General features: G+C 61.8%; 17 protein-coding genes. 10 read left to right on the forward strand and 7 right to left on the reverse strand.

Going from position 1 to position 17,073, the window contains the following annotated elements:
• Positions 1-210 precede the first annotated feature (210 nt).
• Both tpx and PG879_RS08415 read left to right on the forward strand, forming a co-directional pair.
• The gene (tpx, locus tag PG879_RS08410) at positions 211-711 is read left to right on the forward strand and encodes a thiol peroxidase (protein WP_010672853.1); all 501 of its coding nucleotides are present in this window, start codon (positions 211-213) and stop codon (positions 709-711) included.
• A gap of 146 nt (positions 712-857) precedes the next feature.
• Positions 858-2,078 carry a DEAD/DEAH box helicase gene (locus tag PG879_RS08415; protein ID WP_210600063.1) on the forward strand — a complete coding sequence of 407 codons (1,221 nt, stop codon included), beginning with the start codon at positions 858-860 and terminating at the stop codon, positions 2,076-2,078.
• A 96-nt stretch (positions 2,079-2,174) separates the two neighbouring features.
• On the opposite strand, the gene PG879_RS08420 is transcribed toward PG879_RS08415, so the two are convergent.
• The 3 genes from PG879_RS08420 to PG879_RS08430 all read right to left on the reverse strand — a co-directional run bounded on the left by PG879_RS08420 (position 2,175) and on the right by PG879_RS08430 (position 5,900).
• Positions 2,175-3,734 carry a methyl-accepting chemotaxis protein gene (locus tag PG879_RS08420; RefSeq protein WP_210600064.1) on the reverse strand — a complete coding sequence of 520 codons (1,560 nt, stop codon included), beginning with the start codon at positions 3,732-3,734 and terminating at the stop codon, positions 2,175-2,177.
• A 151-nt stretch (positions 3,735-3,885) separates the two neighbouring features.
• Positions 3,886-4,185, reverse strand: coding sequence for a hypothetical protein (locus PG879_RS08425; RefSeq protein WP_010672856.1), 300 nt, complete (start codon positions 4,183-4,185; stop codon positions 3,886-3,888).
• Positions 4,186-4,295: 110 nt separating this feature from the next.
• Positions 4,296-5,900 carry a peptide ABC transporter substrate-binding protein gene (locus PG879_RS08430; protein ID WP_210600065.1) on the reverse strand — a complete coding sequence of 535 codons (1,605 nt, stop codon included), beginning with the start codon at positions 5,898-5,900 and terminating at the stop codon, positions 4,296-4,298.
• A gap of 173 nt (positions 5,901-6,073) precedes the next feature.
• Here PG879_RS08430 and PG879_RS08435 point away from each other — a divergent pair, with 173 nt between their 5' ends.
• Together PG879_RS08435 and PG879_RS08440 are read left to right on the forward strand one after the other, a co-directional pair.
• A complete protein-coding gene (locus tag PG879_RS08435) occupies positions 6,074-6,781 on the forward strand; it encodes a ParB-like protein (RefSeq protein WP_041214520.1) in 708 nt (235 codons plus the stop codon).
• A gap of 85 nt (positions 6,782-6,866) precedes the next feature.
• Entirely contained in the window at positions 6,867-7,295 is a 429-nt protein-coding gene (locus tag PG879_RS08440; protein WP_039039476.1) for a DUF2753 family protein, read from the forward strand.
• A 2-nt stretch (positions 7,296-7,297) separates the two neighbouring features.
• Here PG879_RS08440 and PG879_RS08445 read toward each other — a convergent pair whose 3' ends face one another.
• Positions 7,298-8,047: an enoyl-CoA hydratase-related protein gene (locus tag PG879_RS08445; protein WP_041211009.1), complete on the reverse strand. Its 750-nt coding sequence runs from the start codon at positions 8,045-8,047 to the stop codon at positions 7,298-7,300.
• An 89-nt stretch (positions 8,048-8,136) separates the two neighbouring features.
• On the opposite strand from PG879_RS08445, the gene PG879_RS08450 reads away from it, so the two are divergent.
• From PG879_RS08450 to PG879_RS08460, 3 genes are all read left to right on the forward strand, one after another.
• Positions 8,137-8,577 carry a copper chaperone PCu(A)C gene (locus tag PG879_RS08450; RefSeq protein ID WP_039039478.1) on the forward strand — a complete coding sequence of 147 codons (441 nt, stop codon included), beginning with the start codon at positions 8,137-8,139 and terminating at the stop codon, positions 8,575-8,577.
• 92 nt (positions 8,578-8,669) lie between these two features.
• Complete coding sequence (locus PG879_RS08455; RefSeq protein WP_010672862.1) at positions 8,670-9,299, forward strand: TIGR04219 family outer membrane beta-barrel protein; 630 nt, start codon at positions 8,670-8,672, stop codon at positions 9,297-9,299.
• A gap of 18 nt (positions 9,300-9,317) precedes the next feature.
• Positions 9,318-9,998 carry an SDR family oxidoreductase gene (locus PG879_RS08460; protein WP_045523363.1) on the forward strand — a complete coding sequence of 227 codons (681 nt, stop codon included), beginning with the start codon at positions 9,318-9,320 and terminating at the stop codon, positions 9,996-9,998.
• Positions 9,999-10,192: 194 nt separating this feature from the next.
• Here PG879_RS08460 and PG879_RS08465 read toward each other — a convergent pair whose 3' ends face one another.
• The 3 genes from PG879_RS08465 to PG879_RS08475 all read right to left on the reverse strand — a co-directional run bounded on the left by PG879_RS08465 (position 10,193) and on the right by PG879_RS08475 (position 14,760).
• Positions 10,193-10,822 (reverse strand): 3'-5' exonuclease, encoded by a 630-nt coding sequence (locus PG879_RS08465; protein ID WP_210600067.1) that lies wholly within the window; start codon positions 10,820-10,822, stop codon positions 10,193-10,195.
• A 195-nt stretch (positions 10,823-11,017) separates the two neighbouring features.
• Positions 11,018-12,742, reverse strand: coding sequence for a proline--tRNA ligase (locus tag PG879_RS08470; protein ID WP_210600068.1), 1,725 nt, complete (start codon positions 12,740-12,742; stop codon positions 11,018-11,020).
• Positions 12,743-12,879: 137 nt separating this feature from the next.
• Complete coding sequence (locus PG879_RS08475; RefSeq protein ID WP_210600069.1) at positions 12,880-14,760, reverse strand: methyl-accepting chemotaxis protein; 1,881 nt, start codon at positions 14,758-14,760, stop codon at positions 12,880-12,882.
• Positions 14,761-14,992: 232 nt separating this feature from the next.
• Between PG879_RS08475 and ruvA the strand changes: the two genes are divergently transcribed.
• From ruvA to PG879_RS08490, 3 genes are read left to right on the forward strand one after another with little or no spacing between them, the layout of a single operon-like run.
• Entirely contained in the window at positions 14,993-15,607 is a 615-nt protein-coding gene (gene ruvA, locus PG879_RS08480; RefSeq protein WP_010672867.1) for a Holliday junction branch migration protein RuvA, read from the forward strand.
• Between the two features lie 8 nt (positions 15,608-15,615).
• The gene (gene ruvB, locus PG879_RS08485; RefSeq protein ID WP_041211014.1) at positions 15,616-16,626 is read left to right on the forward strand and encodes a Holliday junction branch migration DNA helicase RuvB; all 1,011 of its coding nucleotides are present in this window, start codon (positions 15,616-15,618) and stop codon (positions 16,624-16,626) included.
• 10 nt (positions 16,627-16,636) lie between these two features.
• Complete coding sequence (locus PG879_RS08490) at positions 16,637-16,879, forward strand: hypothetical protein (RefSeq protein ID WP_029313687.1); 243 nt, start codon at positions 16,637-16,639, stop codon at positions 16,877-16,879.
• Positions 16,880-17,073 lie beyond the last annotated feature (194 nt).

A 17,073-nucleotide genomic window follows, 5' to 3' on the forward strand; every position in this document is an offset into this window, starting at 1 on the left:
GACTGAGCCGAGTGTAAACCTTGGTGTAAAGTCCAAGGTCAAGCCCTCTTCTCCTCTTTGTCCGGGTCCATGCCAGTGGCCGCTGATCTGCCCCTGGAGCAGGGGGGACGCAAAGGGATGCCAAATCCCTTTCATTAGCGGGTGTTTGTCATCCCGTGGCGGGCCTATACTGGGGACCCTGGATCCCACATCAATCATCAAGGACCTAACATGAGCAATACCGTCACCCTGCAAGGCAACCCCGTCTCCGTCTCCGGTCACTTCCCCGTTGCCGGTGAGCAGGCCAAGCCCTTCTCCCTGGTTGCTGGCGATCTGTCCGATGCGACCCTGGCGACCTTCGCCGGCAAGCGCAAGATCCTGAACATCTTCCCGAGCGTCGACACCCCGACCTGTGCCACTTCCGTGCGCAAGTTCAACGAGCAGGCAAGCGCCCTGAACAACACCGTCGTGCTGTGCATCTCCGCCGACCTGCCGTTCGCCCAGGCCCGTTTCTGCGGCGCCGAGGGTCTGGACAAGGTGGTGAACCTCTCCACCCTGCGTGGCGTCTCCTTCCTGCAGGACTACGGCGTGGCCTTCTCCTCCGGCCCGCTGGTGGGTCTGGCTGCCCGTGCCATCGTGGTACTGGATGAGCATGACAAGGTGCTGCACAGCGAGCTGGTGGCTGAAGTCGCCGACGAGCCGAACTACGCCGCCGCCCTGGCCGTTCTGTAAGTCGCGCCACAGGCTGATTGCCTGACGGCCTGCCCCGTTCACACGGGGCAGGCCGTTTTTATTGCGCTCCCGAACCTTTTACTTATGGGGTGGGTCTGGCTAGACTTCGCCTCCACATCCTCGTTCAGCCTGTATCTGCGATCCCCATGACGTTTGACGAACTCGCCCTTGACCCCGCCCTGTTGCCCCTGCTGCCCGCAGCGCTGGAAAAACCGACCCCCATTCAGCAGCTAGCCATTCCTGCTGCCTTGTCAGGACGGGATCTGCTTGCCCTGGCCAGGACCGGCAGTGGCAAGACCCTGGCATTCGGCCTGCCGCTGCTGCAGAGGCTGGACGCAGCCAGCGACCGGGTACAGGGATTGGTACTGGTACCCACCCGGGAGCTGGCAAGCCAGGTGAGCGCCGCCCTGCAGGAGATTGCCGACGGGTTGGGGGTGCGCCTTCTGACCCTGTGTGGCGGGGTGGCCCAGGAGTGGCAGGAGCGGGAACTGGCTCTCGGCCCCCAACTGCTGGTGGCGACCCCCGGACGGTTGCGGGACTTGCTGGCCCAGCAGACGCTGGGGCTGGGTGCCCTGCGCATGCTGGTGCTGGATGAAGCGGATCGCCTGCTGGAGATGGGGTTCTGGCCCGATATCCAGTGGCTGATGAAGGCAATGCCGGAGGCGCGGCAGCAGATGCTCTTCTCCGCCACCTTGCCGGTCGAGCTGGAGAGCCTGGCCTCGGGCCTGCTGCAGGATCCGGTGCGCATCGAGGCCGAGCCGCTCAACAGCCTGGTGAACGACATCGAGGAGCGGCTCTATCTGGTCAACAGGAGCAGCAAGGTGCCTGCGCTGATCGCCCTGCTGGAGGCCGGAGAGTGGCCCCAGGTGCTGGTCTTCATCAGTGCCAGGGACGACGCGGACGGGGTGGCCAAGAAACTCGCCAGGGCTGGCATGACGGTGGCAGCCCTGCACGGAAACAAGGATCAGGCCACGCGGGAGCAGGCGCTGGCGGATTTCAAGGAGGGCAGGGTGCGGGTGCTGGTGGCCACGGATCTGATGGCGCGCGGCATCCACGTGGAGGCATTGCCGGTGGTGATCAATCTGGATCTGCCGGACCATGCGCCCGTCTACGTGCATCGTATCGGTCGTACCGCCCGTGCCGGGCAGAGCGGTCTGGCCATCTCCCTTACCTGCCACGGGGATGGGGAGGCGCTCGAGGGGATCCGGGCCCTGACCGGTCGGCCCCTGCCCCTGGCGGCGCTGGCAGGTTTTCCGGTGACCGACAAACCCGCCAGCGGGGAGAGCAAACGGGCGCCAAGAGACAAGCAGGCGAACCGTCGCACCCAGGGCAAGCGCAGCATCAAGCAGTTCAAGGGCAAATCCTGAGACGGACTTCTTGCCCCCGGCGGGAGCCTGTCGTCGTGAAGGAGAGGAGAGATCGGCAGCGCGCCCGGGGGCGCGCCAAACTACACGGCAAGGGGGTCAGTCGTGGAACTGGTTGATCAGGCGGGAGAGGTTTTGCAGCCGCTCCACCAGCAGGGTGATGCCATCAAGGGCCTGACGGCTGTTGTCCGCGGTGTGGCTCGCCAGTTGGTGGATCTGGTGGATCCCCTGATCCAGGGTGCTGGTGACATCCGCCTGCTGGCTCACCGCCTGGGCTATCTCGTCGCTGGTGTGGGTCACCCGGGCCAGCATCCGGTTGATCTGGTCGAGCACCTCGGCGGTGGCCCCCATGTGCTGCTGGCAGAGCACTGATGTCTGGGCCCCCTGCTCCATGCCATCGGACAGTTGCCGGGTGCTCTGTTGCAGCGCCCCTATCATGTCGCTTATCTCGCCGGTGGAGCTGCGGGTTTTCTGGGCCAGGGCCCGTATCTCGTCGGCCACCACCGCAAAGCCGCGCCCCTGTTCACCGGCCCGTGCCGCCTCGATGGCCGCATTGAGGGAGAGCAGGTTGGTCTGATCCGCAATCTGCCCGATCACCTCCAGAATGCCGTTGATCTTCTGGCTGTCCTGGGTCAGGCGCGCCAGCACGCCCTGGCTGGCGTCCAGCTCCTGATGAAGCCTGTCGACCGAATCCCGGGTTGTGGCCAGCGCCTGCTGGCCACTGGCGGACACCTGCTGGACCTCGCCCACCAGCGCATTGGCCTGGTGGGCATTGTCAGCCACATCGCGGATGGACTGGCTCATCTGGGTGATGGCCGCCGCCAGTTGCTCGCTCTGGGCCCGCTGCTGTTGCAGGTGAGTGTCTATGGTCTGGATATGCCCCCTGTCATCCTCCGCCGCCTGCAGGATCTGCTGGTTGGTGTCCGCGCTGCGACCCACCACGGCGCGCAGCTCCGCCTTCTTCATGCGCAGCAGCAGTTCAAGGGCGGCCAGGCTGTCCTGACGCCTGGCATAGAGTACCTGGCAAAGGGCGCTGCCCTGCTCCTCGCCCGCCGTGGCCAGCAGCCTGGCCAGCCGCCGTTGCAGATGCCAGCCATGCCCCATCTGGGCCAGCAAGCAGAGCAGGGTGATGACTCCCCACCCCGGCTGGCCGGTGACCAGACTGGCCCCCATGCCGAGCAGGGCGGTGCCAGAGAGCAGCAGACACAGCTGCCCCGGCTCCAGGGTCAGCCGGGTCAGCCAGGGCAGTGCCTTGCCGTCACGGATCCGGGCATAGAGCTGCTCTGCCCAGGCGATGTCGTGATCCTGGGGACGGGTGCGGACAGACTGGTATTCGATGATCTGCTGCTGATCGTTGAGGATCGGCGTGACGTAGGCGTTGACCCAGTAGAACTGACCACTCTTGGCGCGGTTCTTTACCAGCCCCATCCAGCTCTTGCCTTGTTGCAGGCGGCGCCACATGTCGGCGAACGCGGCCTTGGGCATGTCGGGGTGGCGGACCAGATTGTGGGGCTCCCCTTCCATTTCGGTCGCGCTGTAGCCCGCCACATCGCAAAAGTGCTGGTTGGCATAAGTGATGTGACTGGCGGGATCCGTGGTCGAGATCAGTGAGATGTGATCGGGGAAACGGATCTCCCCTTCGTGCCGGGTTGTGGTCATGTGCGCATCCTGAATGAGCCAAGTAACTGATAAAGTTATTTTTTATTTTTGTGATTGTTACGGCGTCATTGTAGATGCGGACTGTTACACCACCTTGGCTTGGGTCAATAAATCAACACGGGAAAGGCTGAAAAAAGTCGTAGATGGCGGCTCAGCCGCGGGGAGTGAAGTCGTGGATCTCCCCCGTCCTCGGCTTGAAGCGGGGGTCATTGTCTTCTGCGCTGGCGACCCAGGCCATGGCCTGGCAGAAACTCTCCTGCTTGGCGAAGGCATCCCGGGCCTGATCGATGGCTCGTTCGGCATTGCGCCGCTCCATCTTGCTGGCCTTGCGGTCGCTGAACTGCTTCTGCTGGCTCAACATCCATTCGAGGAAGGCCTGGCGGCATTCGGTTTCATCGGCGGCCTTGGCGGGAAGGGCAACAAACAGGGCAATCAGGAGCAGAGCACGCATGGCAGGATCGGATCACGGGGTTGATGAATGAAAAGAGGCGGCATTTTAGGCCGGGAACTTGAACAGGAACAGTGCCAGGAGGGGTCAGATGTCCCGACCCCTCCCCGGACTCAGTGTTTGACGAGGTAGAGCTGACGGCTGTAGGCCACGTCTTCCGGGTTGTTGATGGGATACCCCTTGAGCCAGGGCTTGATGAGCCGGGCATTGGTGTACTGGTAGATGGGGGCGATGGGGGCCTCCTTCTGCAAGATGGCCTCGGCCTCATCAAACAGGCGGGCCCGCTCTGCGGGATCCTGACTGTTGGCCGCCTGCGCCAGCAGCTTGTCGTAAGCCGGGTTGGCGAACCGGGCCATGTTGCCGCTGTGGCCCGATCCCCAGAGCCCGAGGAAGGCGGAGGGGTCGTTGTAATCGGCGACCCAGGAAGAGCGGATCACCTCGAACTGGCCGCTTTGACGGCTGTCGAGATAGGTTTTCCACTCCTGGTTGGTGAGCTCGACCCGGGCCCCCAGCTTCTGTTTCCACAGGTTGGCGATGGCCAGCGCCATCTTCTTGTGAATTTCCGCCGTGTTGTAGAGCAGGGTCAGCTTGAGGGGATTGCTTGGGCCGTAGCCCGCTTCTTTCAGCAGGGCTCTGGCACGCTCGTCCAGCGCCTGCTGGCTGCTGGTGGAGAGCAGATTGGGCTTGGGGTCGAAGCCGGCGGTCACGTCCGGGGTGAAGTGGTAGGCCGGTTTCTCCCCGGTGCCCAGCACCTTGTCGGCAATCAGGCCCCTGTCGATGGTGTAGGAGAGCGCCTGGCGCACCCGCACATCATTGAGGGGCGGGCGCTGGGTGTTGAAGGCGTAGTAGTAGGTGCCGAGCTGTTCCGGGGTATAGACCTCCCCCGGGATCTGGGCCATCAGGCTCTGGTACTGCTCTTTGGGGAAGGATTCGGTGATGTGCAGATCCCCGGCCAGATAGCGGTGGGTGGCCGCGCTCTCCTGGTTGATGGGCACGAAGGTGACGCGGGTCAGTACCGTGTGGGCGCGATCCCAGTAGTAGGGATTGGGCGTCAGCTCCAGTTTCTCGTTCACCACCCGGTGACTCAACACGAAGGCGCCGTTGCCCACCAGCTTGCCGGGCTGGGTCCACTGGTTGCCATATTGCTCCATGCTGGCCTGGTGCAGGGGCGACAGGCTGGGGTGGGTCAGCAGGCTCAGGAAATAGGGCACCGGCTGGGAGAGGGTCACCTTCAGGGTATGGTCATCGACGGCCTCCACCCCGAGCGCATCGGGGGCCAGCCTGCCTGCCACTATGTCGTCCACCTTGTCGAAGCGAGCGAGCTGGGCGAACCAGGCGAAAGTGGCGGCTTCTCTGGGGTCAACCAGCTTGCGCCAACCATAGACGAAGTCGGCGGCGCGCACGGGGTCGCCGTTGGACCAGCGGGCATCCTGCCTCAGATGGAATGTGAACTGCCGGTTGTCCTTGTTCTCCCAGCTCGCGGCCACCCCGGGCAGCACCTTGCCGTCCGGCCCCTGGGTCAGCAGCCCCTCGTAAAGGTCTCTGAGGACCTGCAGCTCCGGCAGTCCCACCAGCTTGAGAGGGCTCAGGCTCGCCGGTTCATCCTTGAGATGACGGACGACGGCCTGTTCGGCGGCGAGTGGGGTACCGGGCGGCACATCGGCGGCCTGGACGCAGGCACAGCCCAGCAGGACCAGCAGGGGGCTCCATCCTTTCATGGTGAATCCTTCAAAATGTGTGAAGCGGGGAGAAAACTCGGCGAGAATGCATCGCCGGCAGATGGGAAATCATGATATCCCCTTTGCTGGTCAGACCGCCAGCATGAGTCCCATGATATCCGATGCGGCTGTCAACGAGGGGGCGCCGTGAGCGCCAGGAAAAGGAGAGAGTGATGAGAGCATGGATCTTGTTGGCCTGCGTGCTGAGCCAGGGCGCCTGGGCGTTGTCCCCGTGCGAGAAGAGCAGCTCGGTGGGAAGCTGGTGCGAAGTGAACATAGAGGCGCTGCACCCCACCCAGGGCGGCGTCGGTCAGTTGCAGGTGGATACCACAGCCCGGGAGCTGGCGGACAAGAGCGAGAAGCAGCTCGACAAGCTGATGAAAAAGAAAGAGATCCCCATCGTCATCGCGCCGGATGGGGGTTACTGGCTGGTGGACAGGCACCACCTGACCAAGGCGCTGTGGCAGCAGGGGGTGAAGCAGGTCAGGGTCAAGGTGATTGCACGGTTGCAGGACAGGGCCAATTTCTGGAGCCAGATGCAGAACAACCACTGGGCCTGGCTCAAGGATGAACGGGGTCAACCCCTGACTCCCGAGCAGTTGCCCGGCCATATCGGTGAATTGCCGGATTACCCCTACCGCACCCTGGCGGGGCTGTTGCAGGATGCGGGCTACTTCAGCAAGAAGGATCAGGTCTACTTCGTCGAGTTTGCCTGGGCCAGCTGGCTCGGCCAGCAGATGGCCTGGCAGCCGATCGATGAGGTCAACCTTGCAGATCGCCTCGCCGAAGCCAAACGGCTGGCGTGCAGCAGCAAGGCGTCGGATCTGCCTGGTTACCCCGGCAAGCAGTGTCGCGTCAATCAGCCCAGAACAGCGGGTTGAGGGATCCTGCACAAAGGGTCTGGTTGATATTTGTTCTCGATTGGCCATGATACAAACTCCACTCGTGTCGGCAAAGGAGAGGAACATGGAACATCAGAACTGGCAACGCTACATGCTGGAGGCGGAGAACGCCCTTGGCATGGGGGCTCTGGGCACGGCGATCTGCCTCTATCAGCAGGCCCTGGGGGAAGTGTATGAGCTGGCCTCCGGGGATCTGGACGAACTGGCCAGCATGCGGGTCGCCACCTGTCACCGCATGGCCGATTTCTGGCGTGCCATGGAAGAGCCCGCCTATGAACTGCGCTACCTCAAGCTCGCCTCCGAGCTGGTCACCGCCCTGGTGCCCCAGTGCCCCAACCGGGCGTGCGAATCCCTCATCAGTGAGCTGGGCTGCTGCCGCGCCGCCCTGCTCTCCTTCTTGAAGCGCCACCCCAATCCGGAGATTGCCCGGCTTATCCAGGTGCAGGACAGGGTTCAGGGCTGCGAGCTGATAGGCCGGTTCCGTCTCAACTGAGTTCAGCGCCGTTTTTGCAGCTTGCTGGCGATGCGGCTTTGCGCCTCTTCCCCTTGGAGGGCCTGGGCGAAGGCGCGCGCTTCCAGGTCGATGACGAAATGCACCGCCTGTTTGAGCTCCTGCTTGAGCAGCGCCTTGCTCTTCTGGAGCGCCATCGGCGGCTTGGCCGCCAATTTCAGTCCCTGCTCCCGAGCGAAGGGGAGCAGGTCCGCCGGGGCCAGCACCCGGTTGGCGAGCCCGAGACGCAGCGCCTCTTCCCCATCGATGGCCTCTGCCAGCAGCAACAGCTCCGCCGCCTTGAGGTGACCGACGGCGCGTGGCAGCAGCAGGCTGGCGGCAAACTCCGGCACCAGTCCCAGCTCGACGAAAGGCAGTTGCAGCCGGGCGTTGTCACCCAGATAGACCAGGTCGCAGTGCAGCAGCAGGGTAGTGCCGATGCCGACTGCCGGGCCGCCCACGGCGGCGATCACCGGTTTGGGGAAGTCGGCCAGGGTGTGCAGAAATTGCAGGATGGGGTCGTCCGGCTCAAGGGCGTGCTTGCCAACAAAGTCGGCCAGATCGTTGCCGGCGGTGAAGCACTCCGCCTGGCCCTGCAACAGCAGCACATGGACCTCTTCGTCCCGGGCGGCCTGGCGCAGTGCGTCGGTCAGCGCCAGATACGTTTCCGTGTTGAGGGCATTGCGCTTTTCCGGTCGATTGAAGGTCAGGGTGAGCAAGCCGTCCTGCTGTTCGGCCAGAATTGTGAGGGCCATGTCTGAATCCTTGTTGTCGGGGGCTGTCAAAAGCTTGTCACAGGGGTAAGCTTTGTCTCGTTTAACAACATCATAAAAGGATTTCAACCATGTTTAAACGTGCGTTTTATTCCACCATGGCACTGCTTCTGGCCGCCCCGGCCCTGGCCAAGGTCGACGCGGTCGATGGTTATGTGCGCCTGCTGCCCCCTGGCTCGCCGAACACGGCGGCGTTCATGGTGCTCAGGAACGATGGGGACAAACCGGTGAAACTGGTGGCGGGAGCGTCCCCTGAGGCGGGCCGTGTCGAGCTGCACACCCATTTGCACGAGAACGGCGTCATGAAGATGCGCCAGGTGGAGAGCATCGAGATCCCGGCCAAGGGGGAGGCCGTGCTCAAGCCCGGCAGCCTGCACATCATGTTGTTCGACATCCATACCCTGGCCCAGGGCACGCCCTTCCCGCTGACCCTGACCCTGGACGATGGTCAGACGCTGTCACTGAGCCTGCCCGTGAAGCCGGTCGAACCCATGAAAGGGATGAAGCACTGACATTTATGGACGCTTGTTCAGCTTTTTACTCTAGGTATTCCTTGCCCAGCGGGTAAAATGATGGCCTTTCCAGTCCAAAATGGAGCGAAGTGATGAAGAAGACCCTGATTGCCGGCACTGTGATGGCTCTGCTCAGCCATGGGGCCATGGCCGCCAATGACTGGCGTTTTGCGGCGGGTGCCGATCTGTGGAATGCCCAGGGAAGTGGCCAGGTCAGCAGCGTGGGTGCCGATGGCAGCTACGACGAGAACTACAACTGGAGCGGCTACCTGCAACTGGAGCACGGCATCCTGCTGCTGCCCAACGCCAAGTTTGAAATGTCCGACTTCAGCAGCAGCGGTGGCAGCTTCAACAACGATCTGCTGGCTTACGACCTGAGCCTCTACTATCGCCTGTTCAACAACGATCTGTTCCAGATCGATCTGGGTCTGACCGGTCGTCGCTACGACGGTGATTTCAACACCCAGCACTACTCCTATGACAAGGATGTGCTGATGGCCTACACCGGGGGTGAAGTACGCATCCCGGGGACCGGCTTTGCGGCGTTTGGCGATATGCGGGTGCAGGATGCCGACAACTACGACTACCGTCTGGGCGGCTCCTACAAGTTCTCTTCCGTGCCGCTCAAGATCCGCGCCGGCTGGCGTGAGGCCGAGATGGACTTCGATCGCGTCGATCAGACCATCGACGGCTGGTTCATCGGTGGTGAATTCACCTTCTGATCTCCCTGAGGAGCACACATGGGCCACATCATAGTGACTGGCGCCGGATCCGGACTGGGCCGCGCCCTGACCATAGGGCTGGTTGAACGCGGCCATCAGGTTTCCATGATGGGTCGCCGTTACCAGAAACTGCAGGAGCAGGAAGAGCTGCTCGGCAAGGCGGTGATCGGCATTGCCGCCGATCTGGCGCACCACGAAGAGGTGGATGTCGCCTTTGCCGCTGCGGTGGAGTGGGGCGGCCTGCCCGACATGGTGATCCATTGTGCCGGTGTCGGTGAGTTCGGCCCGGTGGGTGTCTACACCGCCGAGCAGATCCGCCGGGTGGTGGAGAGCAATCTCATCTCCACCATACTGGTGGCCCAGCAGACGGTGCGCCTCATCGGTGACAAGGGCGGCGTGCTGGCGAATGTGCTCTCCTCTGCCGCCCAGACCGGCAAGGCCAACGAGAGCCTCTATTGCGCCTCCAAATGGGGCATGCGCGGCTTTCTCGAATCCTTGCGGGCCGAGCTGAAGAGTGCTCCCCTGCGACTGGTGAACCTCTATCCGAGCGGGATCCGCAGCGAGTTCTGGGAGAATTCGGATCACGTGGATTCGAGTGGCTTCATGACGCCGGAAGACGCGGCAGCCTACATGCTGGATGCGCTGGCCGCGAGAAGCAGCTGCCATGTGACCGATCTCTTCATCGGTCGCAATGCCTGAAGCGCCGTGAACCGGCCCCGTCGCCAGATGACAAGGAAACAAAAAGCGCGCCATTTGGCGCGCTTTTTCATTGATGTGCAGTGCTAAATTATCTGCTTGCCTACCTCTCTTTACGTCGGGCCATCATGGATGTGAAGGCGGGTAAATTCAGTGCCGACATGGCATGGATGATTGATGATGCATGTCGGCACATATTATTTCCGAGTCGCATATTCCCGCAGGAAGGATGGAATCACCTGTTTTGGCTTCTTGCCAAGGGTCAGCAGCCATTCAAAATCCGGGTCGATAATGCCATGTCGACACGCCAGCTCTTCCAACAAGGCAAGCCAGAGGTGGGCCGTCACCTCTGCATCCGCCAGGGCACGGTGAAACACCCCGTCATTGGGCAGGCGCTTGTATTGCACCAGGGTGCCCAGCTTGTGATCCGGGGCATCGGGAAACAGGCGCCTCGACAGCAGCAGGGAGCAGGCGAACTGCCCGCGGTATCGCGCCGGCAGCCGCTCGACTTCCGCATCCAGAAAGCGCTTGTCGAAGGAGGCGTTGTGGGCGACCAGATTGTCATCACCGATAAAGTCGACGAAATCCGCCATCACCTCGTTACAGGGGAGAGCCTGTTTCAGCATGGCATTGCTGATCCCGGTATATTGCTCGATGAAGCTGCTCACGTTGAAGCCCGGATTCATCAATGCCGAGAAACGCTCACTGATATGGCCATCCTTGATTCTGACGGCACCGAACTCGATGGCTCTATCCCCTTGTCCGGGTGAGAGCCCTGTGGTCTCGAAGTCGAGCACGACAACGGTATTGGCTGAGGCGATGGACATAACTTCTCGGGCAAGCTGGGTAAAGAGCGCCAGTCTAGGAAATCAGCCGTGCCGTGTACAGGGCAATGCAGCTATCTCATTGGTTCACGCTGGAGACGCATTTTTGTGCATCATGGCTGAGAGCCATATAAAAAGCCCCGAGTGCCGTGGCACTAGGGGCTTTCCTATGAAAAGCGAGAGGCGGTGTCGGCGTTATCAGCGACCCAGCTTGGCCTTGAGCATGGCAACGATCTCTTTGATCGCCACTTCCTGCTTCTCGCCGGAGCGGCGGCACTTGTACTCCACCACGCCGTTGTCGAGACCACGGTCACCGATGACGATGGCGTGAGGCACACCGATCAGCTCCATGTCGGCGAACATCACACCCGGGCGCTCCTTGCGGTCGTCAAACAGCACGTCCACACCGGCGGCTTTGAGCTCGGCGTAGAACTGCTGCGCCTGCTCGGCCACGCGCTCGGACTTGTGCATGTTCATCGGCACGATGGCCACCTCGAACGGCGCGATGGCGTCCGGCCAGATGATGCCGTACTGGTCGTTGTTCTGCTCGATGGCGGCGGCCACCAGGCGGGAAACCCCGATGCCGTAGCAACCCATCTCCATGGTGACGGACTTGCCGCCCTCGTTCAGCACGCTCGCCTTCATCGCTTCGGAGTACTTGGTGCCCAACTGGAAGATGTGGCCCACTTCGATACCGCGCTTGAGCAGCAGCTTGCCCTGGCCGCACGGGCTCGGATCACCTTCCACCACGTTGCGCAGGTCGGCCACTTCGTAAGAGGCGATGTCGCGATCCCAGTTGGCACCGGTCAGGTGGAAACCGGTCTCGTTGGCGCCGCAAACAAAATCGCTCAGATGGGCGGCGCTGCGATCGACGATGATGCGACCGGCAAAGCCGACCGGGCCGATGGAGCCTGCGTCGCAACCGGCGGCAGCCTTGATCTGCTCGTCATTGGCGAAGGTCAGTGGGTTAGCCACGCCAGAAAGCTTCTCGGCCTTGATTTCGTTCAGCTCGTGGTCGCCACGCAGTACCAGGGCGATGACGGCCTGTTTGCCGTGCTCGTCTTCCTCGGCCAGTACCAGCAGGGTCTTGGCGATGGCGGTCGGCGCCACGTTCAGGAAAGCGGCTACTTCATCGATGGTGTGGACGGCCGGGGTGGCCACCTTGGTCAGGGCTTTGGTTGCGGCAGCGCGCTCGCCAGCCGGTGCCAGGGCTTCGGCCATCTCGATGTTGGCGGCGTAATCGGATGTATCGGAGAAGGCGATCAAGTCTTCACCGCTCTCGGCCAGCACCTGGAATTCGTGGGAGCCGGTGCCCCCGATGGAGCCGGTATCGGCCTGCACCGGGCGGAAGTTCAGACCCATGCGAGTGAAGGCGGTGCAGTAGGCCGCATGCATCTTCTCATAGGTATCGACCAGGGAGGCCTTGTCGATGTGGAAGGAGTAGGCATCCTTCATCAGGAATTCGCGGCCACGCATCACGCCGAAACGGGGGCGCACTTCATCGCGGAACTTGGTCTGGATCTGGTACAGATTCAGCGGCAGTTGCTTGTAGCTGTTCACTTCGTAACGGACCAGCGCGGTGATCACCTCTTCGTGGGTCGGACCCAGCACGAAGGGGCGGTTGTGACGGTCGGTCAGGCGGCACAGCTCGGGGCCGTAGTCATCCCAGCGGCCGGACTCCTGCCACAGCTCGGCGGGCTGTACCACAGGCATGGACACTTCGACGGCACCCGCATTGTTCATCTCTTCGCGGACGATGTTTTCAATCTTCTTAAGGACCCGCAGGCCGGTCGGCAGCCAGGCGTACATGCCGGAAGCGAGTTTGCGGATCATCCCGGCGCGCAGCATCAGCTGGTGGCTGACAACTTCAGCGTCGGAGGGGGTTTCCTTGAGAGTGGAAAGCAGATATTGGCTGGTACGCATCGCGGTAGACCTTCGCTAGTTCGGGCGGCTTGGCCCTGGAAAATTTCAAGTGCGGAATTTTAACAGGCGAAGCCCCCCGGCCCAAGGGCTAAATTCAGCGGCGCTGGGGGGAGGGCGGGGGCCTTGCCCCGCCCGCACTAGACCCGAAATTGCGACAGCAACTGCTGTTGCTGCTGGCTGGCTTGATGGAGGGAGGAGGCCAGTTGCAGGCACTCCTGGGCTTCCTGTTCGCCCGTCTGGGCCTGCAGGCTGATATCCGAAACCTTGCCCGTGGTGTGCCCCAGGGTGTGGGAGAGCTGGCTGGTCGCCTCTGCCACCTGTTGCACCATGTCGGCGAGCTGATCGATGGCCTCTTCTACCTTGAACAGGATCTGTTTGGTGTTGTCGGAGTCCGCCATACCCGATTCCACAGTTTTCAGGTTGCGTTGCATCATCAGATAAGCCTGCTCTGTCTGCTGCTGGATGCTGTTGATCACGTTCGTTATCTCGGCACTGGAGGTGGCGGTGCGATTGGCCAGGGTGCGCACCTCGTCGGCCACCACGGCAAAACCGCGCCCCATCTCGCCCGCCCGGGCGGCTTCGATGGCGGCATTGAGTGCCAGCAGGTTGGTCTGCTCCGAGATATTGCTGATGGTAGAGATGATCTGGCCAATCTGCCCTGCCTGCTCCTTGAGGGCGTTGATGGCGGTGGCACATTCACCCACCTCCATGACCACCCGCTGCATGCCGGCGGTGGCGGAGGAGACATACTGGCTGCTTTGCGTGGTGAGCTGGCGCACCTCGTTGTCGTTGTGTGCCGCCAGGTTGCAGTTGTCCGAGATGGTGGTGGCCACCTGCACCATCTGCTCGCTGTCGTGGTGCAGCGCCTGGGCATGCGCAGCGGTCTGGCGGCTGCTCTGGCTGATGGCCTGGACCCGGTTGACCGAGGTGTGCACGTGCTGGTTGATGTGCTGGTTGTTGTCCATGGTGGCGCTGATCATCTTCTGCAGCTTCTCGATGAAGCGATCCACGCTGCCGGCCAGGGAGCCAATCTCGTCGTCGCGTGAGAGGTTGATGCGGGCATTGAGATCTCCCTCCCCGGCGGCGATGTCCTGCATGCGCTTGTCGACCTGGAGTAGCGGACGAACAATGGTGCGTACCAGCCAGAAGCCGCAGCAGGTGACGCTCAGCAGGCTGAGCAGCAAGCCCCCCAGGATGAGTCCTCTGGTGTAGTCGATGATGGCGTTGAGCTGGTGAACCTGATCCTCGACGGTGGCGTCCCCCTGGGCTTCGACCTCGACCAGCGCCAGCCTGAGCTGGTCGGCACTGTGTTCGTAACGGGTCAGCTGGTTCTGATAAGCGATCAGGGCTGTGGTCCATTCACGGATCTGGCGGGCATTGTCGGCTTGCAGGGCACGATACTGGGTGGAGAGCATTTGGCCTGCAAACTCCCCGTCACCGGGCACATCGAACTGGCCGGTTGCCAGCATGCCGCCATCGGCCGCCTGCCAGCGGGTCGCGAGGCCGCCGTTCCAGCTGATGGCCTGATCCGGTGAGCGGGTGAGGCTCTCGACGGCCTCGTCACCGATCACCTCCAGCCTGGTCGAGAGGCGTGACATGCGTTCAGAACTGGCACGCAGTGCCTCATCGGCGCTCGTGAAGGTGCGATAGAGGGTCAGCAGCTGTGCCTGCTCTTGCTGATAGGTCTGCTCATGCTGCTTCAGCGTGGTGATGGCTGCCGCATCGATGAGCCCGCCTTGCTCCACCCGGCGCAAAGCGTCGCTGGCCGCCTCTTTTGCCCGTTGCAGCTCCGGTGCGTCGAGGGGGATCCCCGAGAGCATCTTCTGGATATAGAGCGACTGGTTGCCGAGTTCGATGGAGCCCTCCATGGCACCATCTGCCGTCTGCCAGGCGGCACCCAGGACGTAGGAGAGCAGATCAGCCAGCCGCTGGCTGCCATACCAGCCGATCGCCCCCATGCCCAGGGTGCAGCCGAGCAGAATGGTGAGTCCGAGGTTGGATGTGGTGACAATTTTCATGATTCAAGCCATCCCTGGTGCCGAACAAGACCATTTCAGTGTTCAATCAATGACGAAGATGTGCCATCCCCGATGGAAAATAAAGTGACAGACAGTGTTCTGAACGAGGGAAATGGACGGGTATGAAGAGCGGGTCATCCCATGATCTGCATGGACCTATGCTGGATACTTATCCAGTTATTCTTTATGCTATGACCCAATTTGCGAGAGTCTGCGTGGCGAGGAAAAGAACATGATCGGTCGCTTGAGAGGCGTCATCATCGAGAAGCAACCCCCCGAGGTGTTGCTGGAGGTCGGAGGGGTGGGATATGAGGTTCATATGCCCATGAGCTGCTTCTATGATCTGCCCGAACTCGGGAAGGAGGCCGTCATTCACACCCACTTCGTGGTGCGTGAAGATGCCCAGCTGCTCTACGGCTTCAACCACAAGCAGGAGCGGGCGCTGTTTCGCGAGCTGATCAAGACCAACGGGGTCGGCCCCAAGCTTGCCCTGGCCATTCTCTCCGGCATGACGGCCACCCAGTTTGTGATGAGCGTCGAGCGCGAGGAGATAAGCTCCCTGGTCAAGTTGCCCGGCGTGGGCAAGAAGACCGCCGAGCGCCTGGTGGTGGAGATGAAAGACCGCCTCAAGGGCTGGGTCAGCCACGATCTCTTCTCCCCGGCCGAAATCACCCTGCCCGCGAAAGAGAGCCCGCTGCGTGCCCCAGATGCGAGCGAGGAGGCGGCCAGTGCACTGGTGGCCCTCGGCTACAAGCCGCAGCAGGCCAGCCAGATCGTCAGCAAGGTGGCCGCCGATGGCATGTCGGTAGAGGAGATCATTCGTGAATCCCTGCGCAGCCTGGTGTGAGGTAGACAATGATTGAAGCGGATCGCCTCATCTCGGCCGGTGCCGCCCGTGAGGACGAGATCATCGATCGGGCCATCCGGCCCAGAAAGCTGGCCGATTACACCGGACAGGATCACGTCTGCGATCAGATGGAGATCTTCATCGAGGCCGCCCGCCAGCGCGGGGAGGCCCTCGATCATCTGCTGATCTTCGGGCCTCCCGGCCTTGGCAAGACCACGCTGGCCAACATCGTCGCCAACGAGATGGGGGTCAACATCAAGACCACCTCGGGTCCCGTGCTGGAGAAGGCCGGCGATCTGGCGGCGCTCCTCACCAACCTGGAACCGAACGATGTGCTCTTCATCGACGAGATCCACCGTCTCAGCCCGGTGGTGGAGGAGGTGCTCTATCCGGCCATGGAGGATTATCAGCTCGACATCATGATAGGGGAGGGGCCAGCGGCCCGCTCCATCAAGCTCGATCTCCCTCCCTTCACCCTGATCGGTGCCACCACCCGGGCCGGCTCCCTCACCAGCCCCCTGCGGGATCGGTTTGGCATCGTGCAGCGCCTCGAGTTTTACAACGTCAAGGACCTGACCGACATCGTCTCTCGCAGCGCCCGCTGCCTCGGGCTCGACATGACGGAAGACGGCGCTCTCGAGGTAGCCCGTCGCTCCCGGGGGACACCGCGGATTGCTAACCGTTTGTTAAGGCGGGTACGAGATTTTGCCCAGGTGAAGTCTGACGGGCGAATTGACGGACCCATTGCGGCCCGAGCTATGGACATGCTGGACGTGGACAACGAAGGTTTCGACTTCATGGATCGCAAGCTATTGTTGGCCGTCATCGACAAGTTTATGGGGGGGCCAGTCGGGCTCGACAACCTGGCCGCCGCCATCGGTGAGGAGAAGGACACCATAGAAGACGTGCTGGAACCTTATCTGATCCAGCAAGGCTATCTGCAACGTACACCCAGAGGGCGGATCGCAACTCAGAGAGCCTACGCACACTTTGGCCTGGAACGACCGGCAGATCAGTAGACGTTGCGATATGAACCAAAAAGCCGCCCTTGAGGCGGCTTTTTGTTTTGCGGGCAAAAAAAAGCCCACGGCACAGGCGGTGGGCAAAGACAATTCAGGATGGATGTTCACAGACAGTGAGCGCGTCTGCAGACCGGTCGGGAAAAAACAGAGGAGCCGTCGCGAGGCTTCAGAGTCGGTTCATTTGATAGAGTTGAACGAAAGAAAGCTTGTAGTAACGGATGGTCTTGGCAACAAACTTTTTCATCATTAATCCCAACAAACAGGTTCGAAATGTTCATCGAATACGTACCGGGAACCCGGAATGACCGGCCTGTATTCAGAGGTATGCCCTCACTGCGAGGCGCATTGTAGGAGCTCTTTCCGGGTGGGACAAACAAGAAAATCTATGGGCTTTTGATTAGATAAACTAATGATTTTGGTGGGGGTGTCAATCCGCATAAACAT

Origin of the sequence: Aeromonas sp. QDB63 (genome assembly GCF_027707425.1) — a bacterium.
In the GTDB taxonomy this organism is placed as follows: Bacteria; Pseudomonadota; Gammaproteobacteria; order Enterobacterales; family Aeromonadaceae; genus Aeromonas; species Aeromonas caviae.